Origin of the sequence: Streptomyces sp. NPDC053427 (assembly GCF_044544985.1) — a bacterium.
GTDB lineage: Bacteria > Actinomycetota > Actinomycetes > Streptomycetales > Streptomycetaceae > Streptomyces.
Genome location: NZ_JBITYA010000010.1, coordinates 40,317 through 60,877, shown reverse-complemented (window position 1 = coordinate 60,877; position 20,561 = coordinate 40,317). Strand labels below are relative to the sequence as shown.

Here is a 20,561-nt window from a genome sequence, read left to right as displayed (position 1 = left end):
GGTGCAACCCGGGCGCCCCTGACGGGGGAAGGGGCGCCCGGGTCGTCGCTCGGCCGTCCCACATCACGCCCCGGAAACGGTTGAGCAAGAGATAGGTAAGAACTAAGTCGTTCAGGTATCCGATTCGCAGGTGCGCCCGTCTTCTGCGGTGACCATTGTCCCGAGCCGCCCGTTGTGCCTCTAGGCGGCCGGAACGTAGGCAAGAACCCTTACGGGGGTGACGGGAGATGTGGGCGCATGGGGCTGACCAGTCAGTCGCTCGAAATCACGGTGGTCGTGCTGGCTCTGGCCTGTGTGGCTGCCACGGTCTGGCTCTGGCCCCGGCTGTCGCGGAGCGGGGTCCGGCCGGTGCTGGGCAGGCTCGGCGCCATCGTGGCCACCCAGCTGTCGATCGTCTGCGCGCTCGCTCTCGCGGTGAATTCGAGCTTTGAGTTCTACGGCAGCTGGGACGAGCTGCTGGGCAACAATGAGCAGGCCCCGGTGTCCGTGAGCCAGAACGGCGGGAAGTACGCCTCGATCGGCAACATCAAGGGCGGGCTGGTCCAACCGGCCGGTCCCCAGGGTCTCGATCGGGTGACCGGTCTGCCCAAGGGCGCCCCCGACAAGGTGGGCAAGGTCGAGTCCGTACGGATCATCGGCCGCCGGACCCGGGCCATCAACCCGGGCTTCGTCTATTTGCCGCCGCAGTACTTCCAGCCGCAGTTCCGCCGCCAGCGGTTCCCCGTCATGGTCGTCATCAGCGGATACCCCGGCGGCATCATGAACCTCGCGCAGCACCTCCAGGTGCCGCAGAACGCGGGCCGGCTGATCGCGCAGGGCAAGATGCAGCCGACCGTGATCGTGATGGTCCGGCCGACCATCGCGCCGCCGCGGGACACCGAGTGCGTGGACGTGCCGGGCGGGCCGCAGGCCGAGACGTTCTTCACCAAGGACCTGCCGGACGCGATGAAGTCGGCCTACCGGGTCGGCCGCGACCCCAGCGCCTGGGGCGCGTTCGGATACTCGTCCGGTGGTACGTGCTCGCTCCAGCTGGCGATGCGCAACCCGAAGATCTACACCTCGGCGGTCTCGCTCTCCGGTGACTACGCGATCAAGGACGACCTGACCACCGGCAGCCTCTTCGGCACCGGTATCGAGGGCGCCAAGCGCGAGCGGGAGCACGATCTGCTGTGGCGGCTGAAGCACCTGCCCGCGCCGCAGATCTCCGCGCTGGTGGCGAGCAGCCGTAAGGGTGAGCCGGACTACGGCGACACCATGAAGTTCATCCAGGCCGCCAAGCCGCCGATGACGGTCGACTCCATCATCCTGCCGCGCGGCAGCCACCAGTTCGCCACCTGGCGGCGCGAGGTGGTTCCGGCCATGGAGTGGATGAGCCAGCAGCTGACGTTCCCCCAGGACACCGAGGCCGTCAAGCCGCCGCCCAATCCGGGGACCGGTCCGTCGCAGGCCCCGGGCACGGGGCGGGGCACGCCGCCGTCGAACGCGCCGGCCGCGTCGCCGGGTGCGCCCGATCGCAAGCGTGTGGAGGCCGAGCAGTCGCGGGGCTGACGAGAGCGTGAGCGAAGGGGGCGCCGGATTCGTCCGGCGCCCCCTTTCGCATGCCGTGGCGGTGTCGCACGGCGCCTTGCGCCGTCCGTCTCCCGCTGTCCCGTGGCGCTACGGGCGGTAGACCATGCCCGGCTCCGGCTTCGCCGGGGAGAGCAGCTGGGAGACCGTGACGATCGTGTAGCCGCGCTTCTTCAGCTGCTCGATGATGCCGGGGACGGCCGGGACGGTGCCCTTGTAGATGTCGTGCAGCAGGATGATGCCGTCGCGTTCGGTCTGGTCCAGCACCCGCTTGGTGATCAGCGCGGAGTCGGTGGTCTGGTAGTCCTTGGCGGTCACGCTCCACAGGACCTGCGCCAGGCCGAGTTCCTTGCTGACCCGGGAGACGTTCTCGTCGGTCCGGCCCTGCGGCGGGCGCATCAGCCGGGGCGTCTTGCCGGTGATCTTCTTTACGGCGTCCTGGACGCGGGAGAGCTCCCGCTTCGCCTCGCCCGGCTCGATGTCGGTGAGGATCTTGTGCGACCAGGTGTGGTTGGCCAGCTCATGGCCCTCGGCATCGATCCGCTTGACCTCGGCGGGGCGTTCGGCGACGTGGTTCTTGCCGAGCATGAAGAAGGTCGCGTGCACCTTCTCCTTCTTGAGGATGTCGAGGAGGCGGTTGGTGTTCTCGCTGGGGCCCGCGTCGAAGGTGAGGGCCACGCACTTGGCCTTGCTGCAGTCGACGTCGGGGGCGTTCGCGCTCTTGGTGCCGTCACCGTTCTTGGCGTCACCGTTCTTGGCGTCACCGTTCTTGGCGTCACCGTTCTTGCCGTCCGCGTTCTTGCCGTCCGCGGTCGCGGCGGCGCGGGCGTCGGCCGGGGCGGTGACGTCGTACGTGGCGCAGCCGCTGAGGGCCAGGACCAGGGAGGTGGCCGCCAGCAGCCCGGCTATGGACGTGCTGCGGACCGCGGACTTCTGCTTCGGCATGCGGGTCTCTTTCGGACGCGGGCGGTGTACGGGCGTCCGCGACCGAGCCCCTGTTGATGGTCTGACCTGCGATTTTGGGCAGGGCGCAGCGCGGCGCGGCGGGGTATGACCCACCGCGCCGACCAGTGGTCGAACGGACTTCAGGAACTATACATAGGGTGTATTCACCGAATGTATAGGCGGGGTGTCTACGTCGAGTGTCTACGTGGGGTGTCTACGTGGGGTGTCTACGTCGGGCGCCTGCGTCGGGTGCCTGCGTCGGGTGTGCCAGGCCGGATGTCCCGTCGGATGCTTGTGTGTCGGGCGGGGAGAGGGCTTGTCCGCGTCCGGTGCGTCGGGTGCGTCCGCGGAGCGCGAGCGGCGGGACCCGATCGGACGCGGTGGGCGCGACACCCCGCCGCCGCCGGGATGGACTCGTAAGCGTGACCGCACCGCCGCCGGACGACTGCCTGGCGCACAACGACTGGATCTGCGGCGACTACGTGAGCACCCGCCGGCAGATCCTGCTCGACGCGGTCGGTCAGCACCTCCAGCTGACGGTGATCTCGGTGGCCCTCGGGGTGCTGATCGCGGTCCCGCTGGCGCTGCTGGCCCGGCGCCGGCGCTGGACGCTCGGGCCGGTGCTCGGCATCACCACGGTCATTTACACCATCCCCTCGCTGGCGATGTTCTCCCTGCTGCTGCCGGTGTACGGGCTGTCCGCCACGCTCGTGGTGGTCGGCCTCGCCCTCTACTCGCTCACCCTGCTCGTCCGGAACCTCCTGGCCGGGCTGGACGGCGTCCCGGCCGAGGCCAAGGAGGCCGCGCGCGGGATGGGGTACGGGCCGATGCGGCAACTGCTGACCGTGGAGCTGCCGCTGGCGCTGCCCGCGGCGATGGCCGGGCTGCGGATCGCCACCGTCTCGGCGGTCGCGCTCACCACCGTCGGGGCCATCGTCGGGTACGGCGGGCTGGGCAATCTCATCTACGCCGGGATGAATGCGTTCTTCAAGGCGCAGGTGCTCACCGCGTCCGTGCTCTGCGTGATCATCGCGATCGTCCTCGATGTGCTGCTGCTCGGGGCGGAACGGCTGCTCACGCCCTGGCGGCGGGCGGGGTGGAAGGCGCGGCGGCGCGGCCGTACGGCGGGCGCCGGAGCCAGGCGGCCGCTCACCGCATCCGGGCGGCGGGCGTGAACACCCTCACCGAGGTCTGGTCCTGGCTGACCACCGCCGCCAACTGGTCCGGCGAGAACGGCGTCTGGCACCGCCTCGGGCAGCATCTCGTCCTGACCTTCGCCTGCCTGGCCATCAGCACCGTGATCGCGCTGCCGATCGCACTGACGCTCGGTCACCTGGGGCGCGGCGGCGCGCTGGCCGTCAACCTCGCCAACATCGGCCGCGCGGTGCCGACCTTCGCCGTGCTGGTGCTGCTTCTGCTGACGCCCCTCGGACGGTACGGGGAGTGGCCGACCGTCATCGCGCTGGTGCTGTTCGCGATTCCGCCGCTGCTGACCAATGCGTACGTCGGGATGCGCGAGGTGGACCAGAACGTGGTGCGGGCCGCGCGGGGCATGGGGATGACCGGGACGCAGCTGGTCTGGCGGGTCGAGGTGCCGCTGGCGTTTCCGCTGATCCTGACCGGTGTCCGGATCGCCGCCGTGCAGCTGGTGGCCACCGCCACCCTCGCCGCGCTGGTGGGCGGCGGCGGGCTGGGCAGGATCATCACCGCGGGCTTCAATCTCGCCAGCACGCCGCAGGTGGTCGCCGGCGCGGTGATCGTCGCGGTCTTCGCGCTGCTGATGGAGGCCGCGTTCGAGCTGGGGCAGTGGCTCGCGCCGTCGTGGGCGCGGGGGCGGATCCGGTGAGGGGCGCCCGCGCTGCCGTAGCGGCCGTCGTCGCCGCCGCCCTTGCCGGCTGCACCAGCGGGCCCTCCCTCGAGAACCGCAGCGCGATCACCGCCCCGCCCGGCGACAGCCGGCAGCTGTCCATCGGCTCGGCCGGCTTCACCGAGAGCGAGCTGCTCGCCCAGGTGTACGCGGCGCTGCTCGACCACGCCGGATACCGCACCGACATCCTCACCGTCGGCAACCGCGAGCTGTACGAACCGGCCTTGGAGAGCGGCCAGATCGATGTCGTCCCGGAGTACGCCGCCACCCTCGCCGACTGGCTCAACGCCAAGGACCACGGGCCCAAGGCCGCCCCCGTCGCCTCGCCCGACCGCGACGCGACGATGGCCGCCCTGCGCAAGCTGGCCGCCCCGCGGGGTCTGACCGCGCTACCGGCCGGCCGGGCCGTCGACCAGAACGCCTTCGCGGTGAGCGCCTCCTACGCCGCCAGGCACCACCTCACCACCCTCAGCGACCTGGGCCGCGCCAAGCTGCCGGTGCGTCTGGCGGCGGGCGACGAGTGCGTCCAGCGGCCGTTCTGTGCGCCGGGGCTGCGCAAGACGTACGGCATCAACATCACCGCCGTCGACCCGAAAGGCGTCGGCACCACCCCCGCCAAGCAGGCCGTCCAGAACGGCCAGGACCAGATGGTGCTCACCACCAGCACCGACGCCACCCTCGACCGGTTCGGGCTGGTGCTGCTCACCGACGACAAGAAGCTGCAGAACGCCGACAACATCATCCCCGTGGTCAACCGCTCCCGCGCGGGCAGTGCGCGGGCCGCCGCCGCGCTCAACCGCCTCAACACGGTGCTGACCACCGCCGACCTGGCGCATCTCAACGAGCAGGTGGACAGCTGGCGGCGGCTTCCGGCGGATGTGGCGCACCACTACCTCGTGTCCAAAGGGCTGTTGCCGAAGAACTCCGGGAGCTGAGCCGGTGCGTTCGGACCCGGAAGCCCTGGCTGTTTCACGTGAAACGGCCGCCCGTGGGCGTTTCACGTGAAACATCGCCCCGCTCACTCCGTGGGCACCGAATCCACCTCGGCCCGCTCCCGCGGCACCCCCCGCTCGTCCGAGTCGATGGTGCGGCGCAGCGCCTCGTGGAGCGTGGTCGGGGTGAGGACGCCGAGAAAGCGGTGGCCGTCCAGGACCGCGATCCAGCCCGCGTCGTGCTTGAGCATTTCGCTGAAGGCCGCTTTGAGGGTGCCGGTCACCGGTACCCAGGCCTCCATCCGGCGGGCGTGGTCGAGGACGCGGCCGGTCGCCCCCGCCATCTCCTCCGCGCCGACCCAGCCGTGCAGTTCGCCGTCCTCGTCGAGGACCACCGCCCAGCGGGCGCCCTCGGAGCGCAGCCGCGTGGTCGCCTCCGCGGCCGGTTCGCCGAGGCGGGCGAACGGCGGGCGTTCCAGGTCGTCGCGGTCGATGCCGGTGACCGAGAGCTGCTTCAACGCCCGGTCGGTGCCGACGAATTCGGCGACGTAAGGGGAGGCCGGGGCGCCGAGGACGCTGGCGGGGGTGTCGTACTGCTCGATGCGGCCCTCGCCGTAGACCGCGATCCGGTCGCCGAGCCGGATGGCCTCTTCGATGTCATGGGTGACCAGCAGCACCGTCTTGTGCATGGTGGCCTGGAGACGCAGGAACTCCTTCTGCAGCCGGTCGCGGACGACCGGGTCGACGGCGCCGAACGGCTCGTCCATCAGCAGGACGGGCGGGTCGGCGGCGAGCGCGCGGGCCACGCCGACGCGCTGGCGCTGGCCGCCGGAGAGCTGTTCGGGGTAGCGCGAACCGTAGACGGCCGGGTCCAGGCCGACCAGGTCGAGGAGTTCGGCGGCCCGTTCGCGCGCCTTGGCCCTCTTCCAGCCGGTCAGGACCGGCACGGTCGCGGTGTTGTCCAGGACGGTGCGGTGCGGGAAGAGGCCCGTCTGCTGGATGACGTAGCCGATGCGGCGGCGGAGCTGCACCGGGTCGACGCCGGAGATGTCCGCGCCGTCGACATGGATCGCCCCGTGGGTGGGGTCGATGAGCCGGTTGACCATCATCATGGTCGTCGTCTTGCCGCAGCCGGACGGGCCGACGAGGGTCACCAGCTCCCCCTCGCCGACCTCGAAGGAGAGGTCGTCGACGGCGGTGGTGCCGTCCGGGTACCGCTTGGTGACGGAGTCGAACCGGATCATTGAGCCATTGAATCCCGCCCGGGCGCGGAGGTCTCGTCATGCGAGCAATCGGGGCTCTGCCCCCCGGGCCGTGCGGGCCCTGCCTCGCGGCCGGCGTGCGTCCTCACTCGGCCGACCGCGCCGGAAAGACCACCCGCACCGTCAGCCCCCCGCCCGGATTCGGGTGCGCGGTGGCCTCCGCGGAGTGGGCGCGGGCGAGGGAGGCGACGATGGAAAGGCCCAGGCCCGCGCCCTCTCCGGGAGCGTGGCGGCGCGCTTCGAGGCGGCGGAACGGCTCGAAGAGGTACGGGACGGACTCGGCGGGGACGGGCGGGCCGGTGTTGGTGATCTTCAGGGGCGGCCGTCGATGCTGAGGGTGATCCGGCCGTCGGGGTGGTTGTGGCGCGAACCGGTCGTCGAACTGTCCGGCGTCACCAAGGAATACCCCGGCGGGGTCGCCGCCCTCCGCGGTGTGGACCTGACGGTGGCGCGCGCCGAACTGCTCGCCATCGTCGGCCCGTCCGGCTCCGGCAAATCCACCCTGCTGCACATTGTCGGCACCCTGGACCGCCCCACGGCCGGCGCGGTCACCCTCGCCGGCCACGACATCGCCACCCTCAGCGACCGCAAGCTCTCCGCGCTGCGCGCCCAGCACATCGGCTTCGTCTTCCAGTCCTTCCACCTGGTGCCCGGCATCAGCGCCCGGGACAACGTCGCCGAGGGCCTGCTCTACAGCGGACTGCCGCGCGCCGAACGGCGCCGCCGGGCGGCGCGGGCGCTGGAGAGGGTGGGTCTCGCCGACCGGATGGGCCACCGCCCGCACGAGCTGTCCGGCGGCCAGAAGCAGCGCGTCGCCATCGCCCGGGCCGTGGTCGGCGAACCCGACCTTCTCCTGGCCGACGAGCCCACCGGCGCGCTGGACTCCGCCTCCGGCGCCGCGGTCATGGCCCTGCTGCACGACCTCAACAAGGAGGGCGCCACCATCGCCGTCATCACCCACGACAGCGAGATCGCCGCACAGCTGCCCCGGCAGGTCCGGATCCGCGACGGCCGGATCGTCGACGACGTCCGGAGCGTGGCGCGATGAGGCGCACCCGGCTCACCCCCGCCCCCTTGCGGCCCCGCGATGTCCTGCACGTCGGCTCCGCCGGCCTGCGCACCCGCCCGCTGCGCGTCGTCCTGTCGGCCCTCGGTGTCGCCATCGGCATCGCGACCATGATCGCGGTGGTCGGCATCTCCGCCTCCAGCAAGGCCCAACTGCTGCGCACACTGGACGCATTGGGTACGAACATGCTGGTCGCCACGCCCGGCCAGGGCATGTTCGGGGAGAAGGTGCAGCTGTCGGAGCGGTCGCCGGGGATGGTGGGCCGCATCGACGGGGTCCAGCAGGTGGGCGCCACCGGCGACCTGGGGCAGCCGGTCCGGCGCAGCGAGAAGATCCCGCCCGAGGAGACCGGCGGCATCACCGTCAAGGCCGCGAGCGAGGGACTCCTGCGCACACTGCGCGGCTCGATGACCTCCGGCACCTGGCTCAACGCCGCCAACGGCCGCTACCCCTCCGTCGTCCTCGGCCATGTCTCCGCCCGGCGGCTCGGCGTAGCCGTCGGCCGGCAGGTCGCCATCGGCGGCCGCTACTTCACCGTCATCGGCGTCCTCGACCCGCTCCCGCTCGCCCCCGAGATCGAGCGCGCCGCCCTGGTCGGCTGGCCGGCCGCACGCAAGCTGCTCGCCTTCGACGGCCACCCCACCGCGCTCTACGAACGCTCCACCGACGCCTCCGTCCAGGACGTACGCGACCTGATCCCGCATACCGTCGACCCGGAGAACCCGCGCAACGTCCAGGTCACCGACCCGTCCTCGGCGCTCCAGGCGAAGGCGGCGACCGAGGGTGCGTTCACCGACCTGCTGCTCGGGCTGGGCGGGGTGGCGCTGCTCGTCGGGGGTGTGGGCGTCGCCAACACCATGATCATCTCGGTTCTGGAACGTCGTCACGAGATCGGCCTGCGCCGCTCCATGGGCGCCACCCGCGGCCAGGTCCGCCTCCAGTTCGTCACCGAGTCGCTCCTGCTGTCGGGCCTCGGCGGCCTGGCCGGGATCGTGCTGGGCGCGGCCGCCACCTACGCCTTCGCGGCCTCGGGCGGCATCCCCTGGGTGGTGCCGCCGTGGGCGGTCGGCGGCGGCTTCGGCGCGACGCTGGTGATCGGCACCGTCGCCGGCCTCTATCCGGCCGTACGGGCGGCGCGGCTGTCCCCGACGCTCGCGCTGCACGCCGTATAGGCGGAGTCGGGCCCGACCGCACCCCCGGCGGGCCCGACCGGGGCGGGACACCGTCGAACGGGGGCCTGATCCCGGCCATACGAGTTGCTTCCGGAACACCGCCTCGTCTCCTGCCGCATCCGGCCCCACCGGCGTGCTTACGATCCACTTCGGCCGCCGGTTGGGGACGGGTGACCTCCGGTTGGGGAAGGGTGGAAGGGAACGCCACATGAGAGCCGTAGCAGTCAGCGCATTCGGTGAACAGCCGCAGCTCATGGAACTGCCACAGCCCGAGCCAGGGCCGGGTGAGGTCCTGGTGCGGCTGGCCGCCGCCGGGCTCAACCCGGTCGACTGGAAGCTCGCCGACGGCAAGTTCGGCAGCGCCGTACCGGCCGTCTTCCCGCTGGTCCTGGGGTCGGACGGGGCCGGTGAGGTGCTTGCGGTCGGGACCGGGGTGCGGCGGTTCACCGTCGGGGACGCGGTGTTCGGGCAGTTCCAGCGGCCGGAGCAGGGCGGCGGATCGTACTGCGAGATCGCGGTCGCCGACGAGCAGGCGATCGCCCCGGCCGCCCGCAGCGTCACCTACGCGACCTCCGCCGCCGTGCCGACGGCCGGGATGACGGCGTACAACCTGGTCGAGGAGACCCGGATCAGCGAGGGCCGACGGGTCCTGATCGTCGGCGCCACCGGCGGCGTCGGCACCTTCGCCACCCAACTCGCGGCCGGTCGGGGCGCCGAGGTGCTGGCCACCGCCCGCCCGGCGATGGCGGAACTGATGCGGAACCTGGGCGCCGCCGCGACCTTCGACCACACCGCGGGGCCGGTCGCGGACCAGGTCCTCGCGGCCTACCCCGACGGCGTCGACGTACTGATCGACATGACCAGCGACCCCGAAGGATTCGTCGAACTCACCAGGACCGTACGGGACGGCGGCACGGCCGTCTCCCTCATCGGCTCGGCCGACGCGGACGTCCTCACCGAACACAACCTCCGCGGCTTCAACTTCGTCAACCGCCCCTCCCCCCAGCTGCTGGAAATCCTCGCCGGACAGGTCGACGCGGGCCGGCTGACCGTCCTCGTGGGTCGCGAGGTCCCCCTGCACGAGGCCCCCGAGGCGCTCTCCGCAAGCCGCACCGGGCGGGCGCAGGGCAAGACGGTGGTCGCGATCTGAGCCCCGCGCGGTCCCGCGGGGCGGCCGCCCCGCGGGACCGCGCGCCTTGTGAAAACCAGTGGCAGCGCGGGGCCCCGGTCCGGCAGCCTGCCTCCGATGCTCCGCCAGATACGCGCCGACCACGACGCGACCACCCTCGTCGTCTACCAGGCCTACGCACCCGCCGTCGCCGACGCCGCCCTGCGGGCCGGCCGCTTCGTGCCGCCGTTCTCGTTCGGCCGCATGACCTGGATCAAGCCGTCGTTCCGCTGGCTGATGCACCGCAGCAACTGGGCGCAGAAGCCGGGCCAGCAGCGGATCCTGGCCGTGCGGATCACCCGGACCGGCTGGGAAGAGGCCCTCTCCCGCGCCGTTCTGACGACCGCCGACCCCGCCGCGGTCGCCGAAGCTCCCGTACACGTCCAGTGGGACCCCGAACGCTCCTTGCGCGGCGCCCCGCTCAACCACTACAGCATCCAGGTGGGCATCGGGCGTGCTCTGATCGGCAGTTACGCGGAGGAGTGGGTGGTCGGCCTCACCGACCTCACCGACCGCGTACGCAAGATCGCCGCGCTCGTCCGGAGCGGTCGCACCGCCCAGGCCCAGCGCCTGCTGCCCCCGGAGCGCCCGTACGAGGTCCCCCGCCCGATCGCCGCCCGCCTGCGCATCGACGGCTGAGCGGGGCGGCTACGGCGCGTCCGGCCGCTCCTCGCCGCGCCACTGATCCAGCGTCGGATCCCGCCGCGCGTCATACGTCCCGGTCCCCCGGCAGTGCCGGCACTCCGCCGCCCGGTGCACGGTCTCCGCCGACCCCCGGAACGGGTCCACGCCGGACGCGTAGGCCAGCGCCCGAGTCGTGTAACCGGTGCCTCGGCACCACTGGCAGGTCATGCCGACAGCCTAAACGGCACCCGTCACCCGTCACCGGGCCGCCCGCCCCGGCCGTCCGCGCTCACCCGGCCCCGGCGGCGCACAGCCGCCGCACCACCCGCACCGCAGGCGGCCCCACCGCCGCCAGCACGGCCGTCGCCAGCGCCGCCCCGATGACGGTCCCCACCCCGTCACGCAGCGAACCGGTGAGCGCATCGGTGTACGCGGAGGCGGCGGACCGCGGAACCACGGCCGGCAGCCCCTCCAGCACACGGGCCCGCAGCAGCGCGAGGGCCGTCGCGAGCAGGGCAGCCGTCGCCGCGCAGCCCGCTCCCGCGCAGATCAGCGCCCGTCGCCGGCGCCGCGCCAGCAGCAGCCCGGCCAGCAGGCAGAGCGCCGCGGCCGACGGGAGCAGGGGCGCGGCGGTGCGGACGGCCCGGTAGGCGAGGCGGGCGCGGGGGACGTCGGGGGAGCGCAGCAGGACGACCTCGGCGCCCATGCGGGGGATCCGGTGGGCGATGTCGATGCCCAGTCCGTTGCCGGCGAGCTGCTGCCGGACGCGGTCGAGGATCGGGGTGAGGTCGAGGGTCACGGGGGCGTCCCCGGAGGCGGTGAGGGTGCCGTCCAGCGCCTGGTGGGCGCTGCGGTGGACGGCGGTCCACACCGCGGGGAAGGCGCGGCCGGTGACGACCTGGCGGACCTGTTTGCCGACGAACTCGCGCAGCCCCCGGGTGAAGCGCTTGAGCAGCGCGGCCCGTTCGGGGCGGGGAATGGCCTTCAGCAGGCCGTCGAGGTGGACATGGGTCATCACCCCGTTGGTGACGTCGTGGACGATGGCGTCCTGGACGGCGCGGTTCGCGGCGAGGGGCGCGACGGTGGCCACGTACCGGTCGGTGTCGGTCAGTTCGCTGCGCGCCCATACCGTGGCCAGGCTCAGCGGCAGGAGGAGCGCACCGATGAGCAGCAGCGCACCCGCGCCCAGCGCGCGGCCGGGCCGTCGCCGGGACTGTTCGGGCAGGCGTTCCGCCTCCGTCACCCGGCCGCGGGGGCGTACGGGTGCGCTCGCTGACATCGCGTCCGGTCCTTCCTGGTGGGAGGGACTATGGCCAGATTTCCAGGCAAGACCGGACGGGCGGCGGGCGCGAGCCGGGGCGGTGCCAACGGGTGATCAGGTACTCCGGACATCCCCGGGCTCTGCCCATAGCATTACGGTATGTCAGTCAACATTGACCTTGAGATCACCGTCACCGGGCCGTTGGACGCGGAGCAGGCGGAGCGGATCGCGGACGCCCTCAACGACGTGGCGCAAGACGAGGGGATCCAGCACGACATCAGCTTCGTGGTGGACGAGTGGGAGGGCCGGATCGAGGTGGTCGGCGGCACCGAGTACCCGCTGATCATCACCCGCTTCGGCCAGTGGCAGCCGACGTTCGAGAGCCGCGTCCACGGCGCGGTGCAGGCGGTGGCGCTGGCCGCGAAGGCGGACATCAAGTGGGGCTACCCGGACGATGAAGACTGACGATGATCAGTCACGTCGAGCAGTTCGAGGAGGCCTTCACCTACGGGTGGGGACGCGGTCCGAGGCCGCCCCGGCCGTGATCCGCCGGACGTTCTAGTAGCTGACCGAGGCGAACCAGTCGCCGCGGCCGCGGCGGGTGAGGTCGAGGACGTGCCACACCGGGCTCAGCAGGTCGATGCCGCGCTGGTCGATGTCCTCGGACATGCGGGGGTGCGCCGAGTAGAAGTGGCGCACCGATCCGGTGTCGTCGCGGGTGAACACCGACACCGTCGAGTCCTGGTTGCCTTCGGCGTCCTCGCTGCCGAGGTCGTACTTGAAGGTGCTCGCTCCGGCGCTGAGCAGGCGCAGGTTCGTCCACTGCCGGCTTCGGGCGTAGTCGCGCAGCGTGGGCAGTTCGGCCGCGGCGACGACGGCGAAGTCGATGTTCTGCGCGAGGTGGTGGGCGATGCCGTTGAACCCGTCGATCCACATCGTGCACATGGGGCAGGGCCGGGTCTGCCGCTTGCCGTACATGAAGTGGTAGACGACCAGGTCACGACCGGGCCGGGTGAACAGCTCGCCGAGGCGTACGGTCTGCGTCGGGGCGTCACCGGCCCCCAGGTCCGCGGGGCCTTCTTCGAATGCGTAGTCATCGACGACGGGTCCCGGCGGCAGCCGCCGACGCAGGTCCGCGACGCGTTCGCGGTGCCGCATCAGCTCGATCTCGGCGTGGCGCAGCTCCTCGCGGGCGGTGACGTAGGGGGCCGTCTCCCCGGCGAGATTGGTCTGGCGCATCGCTGTCTCCTGGACGACTACCGGCGTGCGGCCGCAGCTTCCTGGCCACCATCCGTTCCGTCCACCATTGTCTGCCGGCGCGCAGTGCCTCGCCAGGTGGCGCCGGGGCGCGGGGGCGCGGCGGGCGGGGTCCGCGGACGCGGCCCGGGGCGGCCGTCGGAGCGACGCTAGTGCCGGTGCGGCCCCGGTCGGTGGACCGGTCCGTGGGCGTTCTCGCAGTGGTCGGCGGCGGGCGGCTCGGTGTCGGTGCGGGGGCCGAGGGTCAGGACGTCGGGGGCGGCGGACTCCTCGCCCACGTGGTCGACCTGGAGGGTGGCGTGGGTGATGCCGTACTCCGTGCTCAGCAGTTCCTGGAGGCGGCGGCGGACCTTGTGGCAGTCGCCGCCGGGGGCCACCAGGATGTGCGCGGACAGGGCCGGCTGGCCGGAGGTGATCTGCCAGATGTGCAGGTCGTGGACCTCGATGACCTGGTCCTCGGCCACCAGGTGGTCGCCCAGCGCGTCCGGGTCGACGCCGGCCGGCGCGGCCTCCATGAAGATCCGGCCGGACTCGCGGACCAGGCCCGTACCGGCCTTCAGCATCAGCGCGACGACGACGAGCGAGGCGATCGCGTCGGCCCGTTCGAAGCCGGTGGTCAGCACGATCAGGCCGGAGACGGCGGTCGCGACGAAGCCGAACAGGTCGGTGAGGATGTGCTGGTAGGCGCCCTCGATGTTGAGGCTGGAGCGGTTGGCCCGGGAGAGGAACCAGGTGCAGATGAGGTTGACGACGATGCCGGAGAGGGCCGTGACGAGGACGAGTCCGCCGGTCACCTCGGGCGGTGAGATCAGCCGCTTGACCGCCTCGTAGCCGAGCCAGGCGGACAGCAGCAGCAGGGTGATGCCGTTGGCCTGGGCGGAGAGGATCTCGGCGCGCTTGAGGCCGTAGGTGTAGCCGCCGCGCGCGGGGCGGGCGGCCAGCCGCATCGCGATCAGCGCCAGGACGATGGAGACCGCGTCGGTGAGCATGTGCGCGGCGTCCGAGATCAGCGCCAGGGAACGGGCCAGGACGCCGATGACGACCTCGACCGCCATGTAGGCGGTGAGGAGCAGGAGCGCGGCGCGCAGCCAGCGCCGGTCGGCGTCCGGGGAGACGCCGTGCGAGTGGCCGCCTGCCTGGCTGTGGCCGTGCCCGTGGCTGTGGGCGTGCTCGGTCATGGGCGCGCTCCTTCCTGGGTCGTCGTTGCGAAGCAAACCGCACTTCGGCGAAAGATCCAAAGGCTGCACCGGTGACCGTTGTCATTACCGTCGAACGGCGTATCGTGCCTGGTCAGAGCGGTGTGCGCGGATGAGCGCGCGGGGCGGGCCGAGGCGCGGAAGCGGACCGACGGTTTCCGGTTCGGTGCGATGCCGACGGCGGGAACCTCTTGATAAGGGCATGCCAAAGAGACGATCTTGGGGTTGCGGACGGCCCGCGACGCCGCGGTCCGTGTCCCGTACACCTACCGAGGAGAGTCGTGCCCGTGAACCGAGAAGCGCCGGACATCCTGTCGCCGGAATTCGCCGCGGATCCGTATTCCGCCTATCGCGTGCTGCGCGACGACTTCCCGCTGCTGCACCACGAGGCCACACAGAGCTACATCGTCTCGCGGTACGAGGACGTCGAACGGGCCTTCAAGGACCCGGCGTTCACCACGGACAACTACGACTGGCAGCTGGAGCCGGTGCACGGCAGGACCATCCTGCAGATGAGCGGCCGGGAGCACGCGGTGCGCCGGGCGCTGGTCGCGCCGGCCTTCCGGGGCAACACCCTGGAGCGGTCGTTCCTGCCGGTGATCGAGCGCAATGCCCGTGAGCTCATCGACGGGTTCCGGGACGCGGGCAGCGCCGACCTGGTTGCGGAGTTCGCCACCCGCTTCCCCGTCAATGTCATCGTCGACATGCTGGGGCTGGACCGGGGCGACCACCAGCGCTTTCATCGCTGGTACACCGCGATCATCGGATTCCTCGGCAACCTCGCCCAGGACCCGGACGTCGCCGAGGCGGGGCTGCGCACCCGCGAGGAGTTCGCCGCGTATCTGCTGCCGGTCATCCGCGAGCGCCGCGACCACCTCGGCGACGATCTGCTGTCCACGCTCTGCGCCGCGGAGATCGACGGGACGCGGATGAGCGACGAGGACATCAAGGCGTTCTGCAGCCTGCTGCTGACGGCCGGCGGGGAGACCACCGACAAGGCGATATCCAGCCTGATGCACAACCTGCTCCGCCGCCCCGAGCAGCTGGCCGCGGTGCGCGCGGACCACTCGCTGATCGCCCCGGCGTTCGCGGAGACGCTGCGGTACTCCCCGCCGGTCCACATGATCATGCGGCAGGTCGCCGAGGACGTCACCATCGGCGGCGGCGAGGTGCCCAAGGGCTCCACCGTCACCTGTCTGATCGGCGCGGCCGGGCGGGACGAGCGGCGCTACGCCGACCCGGACACCTTCGACATCCACCGTGCGGACCTGTCGGCCACCACCGCCTTCTCGGCCGCCGCGGACCATCTCTCGTTCGCCCTCGGGCGGCACTTCTGCGTCGGCGCGCTGCTGGCGAAGGCGGAGGTCGAGGTGGGCGTGGCCCAGCTGCTGGACGCGCTGCCTGAGGTGACGCCGGCGCCGGGCGCGGAGCCGCGGGAGCAGGGGGTGTTCACGCGGGGGCTGGATGCGCTGCCGGTGCGGTTCGTGCCGGCGGGGTAAGTCCCTTCGCCGGACGGCGCAGTTTCCTTCGCCGGGCGGTGCAACTCCCTTCGCGGGGCGGTGTTTCACGTGAAACACCGCCCCGTACCCGGATCAGCCGTAGACCGCGCCCGAGGCCCGCATCGCCGGAATCGGCGTGTACGCGGGGGTGAACCCGACCGGCAGCCCGACCAGGCCGCGCATCCACAGCGACGGGTGCCACACCAGGTCCTCGGCGGGCACCGCCAGCATCACGTCCGGCAGCCGGTCCAACAGCACCTCCACCGCCGCCTTGGCGATCACCTCGGCGATCTCCGGGGCCGGATAGGGGCAGGCGTGTTCCCCATGGCTGAAGGACATATGGGCCTGGTTGCCGTCGGAGCCCGCCTCGCTGAAGTCCGGCCGTACCTGCGGGTCGGTGTTGGCGGCGGCCAGGCCGAGGATCAGCAGATCCCCGGCACGGATCCGGCGGCCGCCGAGCTGCGTGTCGCGCGCCGCCCAGCGGCCGATGTAGTTCTGGGTCGGGGTGTCGTGCCAGAGCACCTCGTTGAGGGCCTGGCCGACGCTGCGCCGCCCGCCCGAGAGGCTGACCGCGAACCGGTCGTCGGTCAGCATCAGCCGCAGCGTGTTGCCGATCCAGTTGGCGGTCGGCGCCTGGGCGGCGGCCATCACCACCAGCAGGTCGATGACCACTTCCGCATCGGCCAGCCCCGCCTGATGGGCCAGCAGCCGGGACGGCACATCGGCGCCCGGCCTGGCCCGCCGGGCCTTGACCAGCCGCTGCATCCGGGCGGCGACCCGCTGGTGCGCCGCGATCGCGCCGTCGTCGGCGTTCAGCGACGCGGCGATGTCGGCGGCCAGTTCGGACACCTCGGTGCCCGGGAAGCCGAAGAGTTCGGCGATGACCAGCAGCGGCAGCCGGGCTGCGTAGTGGACCATCAGATCGGCCTCGCCGGACCCGGCGAACGCATCGACCAGCCCGTCCGCCAGCCGCTCGCAGATCTGCCGCAGCTCGAACTGGTCGATCGCGGTCAGCGCGTCGCTGATGGCCCCGGCCCGCCGCCGGTGCTCCGCCCCCTCGGCGAACAGCACCGACGGCTGGTGCCCGACGAACGGCATCAGCGGCCAGCCCTCGGGGATCTGCTCCCAGGCGTGCCAGCGCCGCGAGTCGCGCGCGAACAGCTCGGGGTTGCTGGTGACCTGGTGCAGTTCGCGGTAGCCCAGGACGAACCAGCCGGGGACGTCACCGTCCAGGAGGATCGGCGCGACCGTCCCGTACCGCGCCCGCATCTCGCGGTAGAGCTTCGCCGGGTCGGTGCCGAAGTCGGTGCCGTACAGCGCTATGGCGTCCGTGCCGGGCCGCATGGGGCAGCCGCCGGTCCGGGGGTGCTGCTGCTCGGTCACGGTGCGCTCTCCGCGGTCTCCCGGAGGGACAGGGCGTGGAGATGGTCGACCAGCGCGATCAGCACGGTCTTGCTGGACTCGCGGTCGCGCGCGTCGCAGCCGATCAGCGGCACGTCCGGGGAGAGATCCAGCGCGTCGCGGATCTGCTCCAGGGTGTGCGGCTCCCCACCGAAGTCGTTGTGCGCGACGATGAACGGCATCCCGTGCGCCTCCAACCGGTCGATGGCGTACCAGGAGTCGTCCAGCCGCCGGGTGTCGACCAGGACCACCGCGCCCAGCGTGCCGGAGAACAGCCGGTCCCACAGGAACCAGAAGCGTTCCTGGCCGGGCGCGCCGAACAGATACAGCACCGCGCTGTCGTTGATGCTGATCCGGCCGAAGTCGAAGGCGACCGTGGTGGTCGACTTGCCCTCCACGCCGGTGGGGTCGTCGACGCCGACGCCCGCCCGCGTCATCGTCTCCTCGGTGTTCAGCGGCCGGATCTCGCTCACGGAGCGGACCATGGTGGTCTTGCCGACGCCGAAGCCGCCGACGATCACGATCTTCAGCCCGTTGTCGGCGGTGGCGCTCAGCGGAACGCGGTCGGCGTCGGTGCCGGCCGCTACGGCCGTGGCCGCGTTCTCAGAGGCGGTGGAGTGCATCGAGCACCTCCTTCAGCAGGTCGGCGGCGGGGAGTTGGGCGGTCGCGGGAGTCCGCGGATGGCGGGCGGTGACCTGCCCGCGGTCGAGCAGGTCGGACAGCAGGATCCGGACCACGCTGACCGGCATCCGCAGCTCCGCCGAGACCTCGACCACGGCCAGCGGGCGACGGCACATGGTCAGGATCCGGGCATGCTCGGACTGCATGCCCGGTGTCGGATCGCATTCGCTGACGATGAGGGTCACCAGGTCGAGCGTCCGGTCGTCGGCCGACCGGCTGCGGCCGCCGGTCACGGTGTAGAGCCGGTCCGGATCATCGTCAGGACCGAGCCGTTTCATGCGGGCTGCCCCGGCGTGCCGGTCCCGCCCTCACCGCGCGGGGCGGCCTGCAGATACTCGCCGATCTGCTCCACCAGCTCGTTCATGTTGAAGCCGATGAGGCCGACGTCGGCGTCCTCGACGGCGATCAGCGCCAGATGGGCACCGTTCCCGGCCTCCACGATGAACAGCAGGCCGCCGTGGAACTCCGTCATCGCCTGCCGTACGCCGCCCGTACCGTCCCCGAACTCCACGGACGCGCCGTGCGACAGGCTCTGGATCCCGGAGGCGATGGCGGCCAGCTGGTCGGCCTGATCGACGGTCAGGTCCTTGGAGTGGCACAGCTTGAGCCCGTCGCGGGACAGGACCAGCGCATGCCGGGCGCCCGGGGTCTTCTGGAGCAGGTTCTCCAGCATCCAATCGAGGCTGTGGTCGGTGGTGTTCATCGGGTCTCGTCCTCCGGACGTGCTGGAGAGGGTGCGGGGGGTGACGCGGGGGAGCCGCCGGTACGGGTGTCCGGGGCGGCATCGGTACGGGTGCCGTCGGCGGCGTCCGGGGCGGACGTGCCCTGGACGGCCTTACGGAAGGCGCGGAACCGGGCCGCCGACTCCTCGCGGGAGCGGGCGGGCCGCGCGGTCCCGGCGGCGCCCGGCGCCCGGCCGTGCGCCGGTCCCGTACCCATGGGTGCGGAGGCCAGGGTCTGGCCACGGCGGCGCTTGGGCAGGCCGCTTTCGCCGAATTCGGTCGGCGGGGCGGGCTCGGGTTCGGGCTGAGGTTCGGGTTCGGGTTCGGCCCGCGGTTCGGGGGCCTGGGCGCGGGAGGTTCGCCTGGGGAGCGGCGCCGGGGCCTCGAACCCGGGCGCGGGCCGGTCCTGGGGCGCGGGCTCGGTCCCCGTCGGAAGCGGGTACCCGCCCTCCGGCTCGGCCTCGGGGGCGCGCCGGGGAGCCGGGACCGCGGGCCGCGCTGCCGTCACGGCCGTGTCGGCGATCGGCGGCCGCTCCGCCTGCGGGGCCGGCGGCCGCGCCTCCGTCACCAACTGCTGCGGAATCAGCACGATGACGCCCGTGCCGCCGCGCGCCGACGGCCGGAAGGACACGTTCAACCCGTGCTTGCGCGCCAGACAGCCCACCACCGCGAGCCCCAGCCGCGTCCCGGACAGCGACATCAGGTCCAGCGTGGCCGCGGACACCGATTGCTGGGCCCGCTGCAGCGCGGCCTCACTCATCACCAGTCCGCTGTCCTCGACGCTGACCACCACACCGGCCTGCGCCTCCTCCACGTACACATGCACGGGGGACAGCGGCGGCGAGAACGATGTGGCGTTGTCCATGATCTCGGCCAGCGCATGCATGATGCCCTCGGCCGCGTGCCCCGCAATGGCGACCTCGCTGCTGTTGTGCAGCTGGATACGGCGATAGGCGCTGATCCGCCCCATCGCGCCGCGCAGGATGCTCTCCATCGCGATCGGCTTGTTCCAGCGGCGGCCGGAGCGGGCCCCGGTCAGTACGGCGATGCTGTCGGCCAGCCGCCCCGCCTGCGCCGTCGTATGGTCCAGCTTCATCAGGTCGCCCAGCACTTCCTCGCCGTGCCGGTCCTCCATCTCGCGCAGGTCCGCGAGCATCCCGGTGGCGAGCGCCTGCACCCGGCCGGCGGCATTGGCGCACGCGGACATCGCCGCGGCCCGCATCCGCTCACCGAGTCCGACCTCCGCGGCCAGCGTCCGCATGATCCGCTGGTGCGCCCCGGCCGTCGGCGTGGTCGTACGGCTGAGCGCGGTGTCCACCGATGCGCCGTCCCGCAGCTCCGCGACCAGCGCGGGCAGCGTCTCGTCGGCCAGCCGGTCGGCCTCGTCCCGGATGTCCCCGATCCGCGACCGGTAGTGCCGTACGAGCCGTTGCTGATGAACGGCGGTTGCCACCGCGGCGCTCAGCGCCACCGCACCGGCCCCGCCACCGCAGGCCAACAGCGTCCGCACGGACTGCGGAGCGAGCATCACCGCCCACCCGCACAGCCCCCCGGTCACCACAAGAGAGACCGCCAGGGTGCGCAGGGCCGCTCCCAACGGCGTGTGCGCTGCCTGACGGCGGGGGGGTATCCGTGCTGACATCAAACAGGTCCTCGTGAGCGATGGCGGCTGCGGGCGGTGCGGGGTGGTGATTGTGTCGGGACGAATGGGGGGAGCGAAACCCCTGAGGGAATCGAGGCCCCTGATACGTGGGGGAGTTCGTCCCGCGATGCGTTCTGCGGTGCGGACCGCGGCGGGTTCCGGCGTGTGCTGCGGTGTGTGTTTCTCCAGGTAGGGCTAGGCGTACGACGAAGGAATGATCGAAGATCGTCCAGGCACTTTAGCGGCTCGCCGGAATCCGGCAACTTCCCTATCGACCTCCGCCGTTGACCCGCCGTATG

21 protein-coding genes are annotated in these 20,561 nt (G+C 72.0%); 10 read left to right on the top strand and 11 right to left on the bottom strand.

Annotated features, from left to right (window positions below; genetic code table 11):
* Positions 1–237: 237 nt before the first annotated feature.
* Positions 238–1,548 carry an alpha/beta hydrolase gene (locus ACIGWZ_RS26740; RefSeq protein WP_400068888.1) on the top strand — a complete coding sequence of 437 codons (1,311 nt, stop codon included), beginning with the start codon at positions 238–240 and terminating at the stop codon, positions 1,546–1,548.
* A gap of 108 nt (positions 1,549–1,656) precedes the next feature.
* Here ACIGWZ_RS26740 and ACIGWZ_RS26735 read toward each other — a convergent pair whose 3' ends face one another.
* Complete coding sequence (locus ACIGWZ_RS26735; protein ID WP_400068886.1) at positions 1,657–2,511, bottom strand: polysaccharide deacetylase family protein; 855 nt, start codon at positions 2,509–2,511, stop codon at positions 1,657–1,659.
* 422 nt (positions 2,512–2,933) lie between these two features.
* Between ACIGWZ_RS26735 and ACIGWZ_RS26730 the strand changes: the two genes are divergently transcribed.
* Genes ACIGWZ_RS26730 through ACIGWZ_RS26720 form a run of 3 tightly spaced genes read left to right on the top strand, consistent with a single transcriptional unit; the run spans position 2,934 to position 5,313 of the window.
* Positions 2,934–3,686 (top strand): ABC transporter permease, encoded by a 753-nt coding sequence (locus tag ACIGWZ_RS26730; RefSeq protein WP_400068884.1) that lies wholly within the window; start codon positions 2,934–2,936, stop codon positions 3,684–3,686.
* The gene (locus tag ACIGWZ_RS26725; RefSeq protein WP_400068882.1) at positions 3,683–4,357 is read left to right on the top strand and encodes an ABC transporter permease; all 675 of its coding nucleotides are present in this window, start codon (positions 3,683–3,685) and stop codon (positions 4,355–4,357) included. Before ACIGWZ_RS26730 ends, ACIGWZ_RS26725 begins: the two co-directional genes overlap by 4 nt.
* Entirely contained in the window at positions 4,354–5,313 is a 960-nt protein-coding gene (locus tag ACIGWZ_RS26720; protein ID WP_400068880.1) for an ABC transporter substrate-binding protein, read from the top strand. Before ACIGWZ_RS26725 ends, ACIGWZ_RS26720 begins: the two co-directional genes overlap by 4 nt.
* Positions 5,314–5,396: 83 nt before the next feature.
* Here the strand turns inward: ACIGWZ_RS26720 and ACIGWZ_RS26715 are convergent, their stop codons facing one another.
* Together ACIGWZ_RS26715 and ACIGWZ_RS26710 are read right to left on the bottom strand one after the other, a co-directional pair.
* Complete coding sequence (locus ACIGWZ_RS26715; RefSeq protein WP_400068878.1) at positions 5,397–6,554, bottom strand: ABC transporter ATP-binding protein; 1,158 nt, start codon at positions 6,552–6,554, stop codon at positions 5,397–5,399.
* Positions 6,555–6,657: 103 nt separating this feature from the next.
* Positions 6,658–6,882 (bottom strand): sensor histidine kinase, encoded by a 225-nt coding sequence (locus tag ACIGWZ_RS26710; RefSeq protein ID WP_400069447.1) that lies wholly within the window; start codon positions 6,880–6,882, stop codon positions 6,658–6,660.
* 18 nt (positions 6,883–6,900) lie between these two features.
* Here ACIGWZ_RS26710 and ACIGWZ_RS26705 point away from each other — a divergent pair, with 18 nt between their 5' ends.
* The 4 genes from ACIGWZ_RS26705 to ACIGWZ_RS26690 all read left to right on the top strand — a co-directional run bounded on the left by ACIGWZ_RS26705 (position 6,901) and on the right by ACIGWZ_RS26690 (position 10,617).
* A complete protein-coding gene (locus ACIGWZ_RS26705; RefSeq protein ID WP_400068876.1) occupies positions 6,901–7,620 on the top strand; it encodes an ABC transporter ATP-binding protein in 720 nt (239 codons plus the stop codon).
* Positions 7,617–8,810 (top strand): ABC transporter permease, encoded by a 1,194-nt coding sequence (locus tag ACIGWZ_RS26700; protein WP_400068874.1) that lies wholly within the window; start codon positions 7,617–7,619, stop codon positions 8,808–8,810. The genes ACIGWZ_RS26705 and ACIGWZ_RS26700 overlap by 4 nt, the downstream gene beginning before the upstream one ends.
* Positions 8,811–9,018: 208 nt before the next feature.
* A complete protein-coding gene (locus ACIGWZ_RS26695; protein WP_400068872.1) occupies positions 9,019–9,960 on the top strand; it encodes an NADP-dependent oxidoreductase in 942 nt (313 codons plus the stop codon).
* A 96-nt stretch (positions 9,961–10,056) separates the two neighbouring features.
* Positions 10,057–10,617 (top strand): DUF4291 domain-containing protein, encoded by a 561-nt coding sequence (locus ACIGWZ_RS26690; protein WP_400068870.1) that lies wholly within the window; start codon positions 10,057–10,059, stop codon positions 10,615–10,617.
* A 274-nt stretch (positions 10,618–10,891) separates the two neighbouring features.
* On the opposite strand, the gene ACIGWZ_RS26685 is transcribed toward ACIGWZ_RS26690, so the two are convergent.
* Positions 10,892–11,881 (bottom strand): hypothetical protein, encoded by a 990-nt coding sequence (locus ACIGWZ_RS26685; RefSeq protein ID WP_400068868.1) that lies wholly within the window; start codon positions 11,879–11,881, stop codon positions 10,892–10,894.
* Between the two features lie 141 nt (positions 11,882–12,022).
* On the opposite strand from ACIGWZ_RS26685, the gene ACIGWZ_RS26680 reads away from it, so the two are divergent.
* Positions 12,023–12,328, top strand: a complete 306-nt coding sequence (locus ACIGWZ_RS26680) for a hypothetical protein (RefSeq protein ID WP_400068866.1) — start codon at positions 12,023–12,025, stop codon at positions 12,326–12,328.
* Between the two features lie 93 nt (positions 12,329–12,421).
* Here the strand turns inward: ACIGWZ_RS26680 and ACIGWZ_RS26675 are convergent, their stop codons facing one another.
* Positions 12,422–13,102 (bottom strand): DUF899 family protein, encoded by a 681-nt coding sequence (locus tag ACIGWZ_RS26675; RefSeq protein WP_400068864.1) that lies wholly within the window; start codon positions 13,100–13,102, stop codon positions 12,422–12,424.
* A gap of 167 nt (positions 13,103–13,269) precedes the next feature.
* Positions 13,270–14,298, bottom strand: a complete 1,029-nt coding sequence (locus tag ACIGWZ_RS26670) for a cation diffusion facilitator family transporter (RefSeq protein ID WP_400068862.1) — start codon at positions 14,296–14,298, stop codon at positions 13,270–13,272.
* A gap of 305 nt (positions 14,299–14,603) precedes the next feature.
* Here ACIGWZ_RS26670 and ACIGWZ_RS26665 point away from each other — a divergent pair, with 305 nt between their 5' ends.
* Positions 14,604–15,815, top strand: coding sequence for a cytochrome P450 (locus tag ACIGWZ_RS26665; RefSeq protein ID WP_400068860.1), 1,212 nt, complete (start codon positions 14,604–14,606; stop codon positions 15,813–15,815).
* Between the two features lie 93 nt (positions 15,816–15,908).
* Here ACIGWZ_RS26665 and ACIGWZ_RS26660 read toward each other — a convergent pair whose 3' ends face one another.
* From ACIGWZ_RS26660 to ACIGWZ_RS26640, 5 genes are read right to left on the bottom strand one after another with little or no spacing between them, the layout of a single operon-like run.
* A complete protein-coding gene (locus ACIGWZ_RS26660) occupies positions 15,909–17,159 on the bottom strand; it encodes a cytochrome P450 (RefSeq protein ID WP_400069445.1) in 1,251 nt (416 codons plus the stop codon).
* A gap of 35 nt (positions 17,160–17,194) precedes the next feature.
* Positions 17,195–17,839: a GTP-binding protein gene (locus tag ACIGWZ_RS26655; protein WP_400068858.1), complete on the bottom strand. Its 645-nt coding sequence runs from the start codon at positions 17,837–17,839 to the stop codon at positions 17,195–17,197.
* Positions 17,820–18,176, bottom strand: coding sequence for a DUF742 domain-containing protein (locus ACIGWZ_RS26650; RefSeq protein ID WP_400068856.1), 357 nt, complete (start codon positions 18,174–18,176; stop codon positions 17,820–17,822). The genes ACIGWZ_RS26655 and ACIGWZ_RS26650 overlap by 20 nt, the downstream gene beginning before the upstream one ends.
* Positions 18,173–18,601 (bottom strand): roadblock/LC7 domain-containing protein, encoded by a 429-nt coding sequence (locus ACIGWZ_RS26645; protein ID WP_400068854.1) that lies wholly within the window; start codon positions 18,599–18,601, stop codon positions 18,173–18,175. Before ACIGWZ_RS26645 ends, ACIGWZ_RS26650 begins: the two co-directional genes overlap by 4 nt.
* Positions 18,598–20,262, bottom strand: coding sequence for an ATP-binding protein (locus tag ACIGWZ_RS26640; RefSeq protein ID WP_400068852.1), 1,665 nt, complete (start codon positions 20,260–20,262; stop codon positions 18,598–18,600). The genes ACIGWZ_RS26645 and ACIGWZ_RS26640 overlap by 4 nt, the downstream gene beginning before the upstream one ends.
* Between the last annotated feature and the right edge of the window lie 299 nt (positions 20,263–20,561).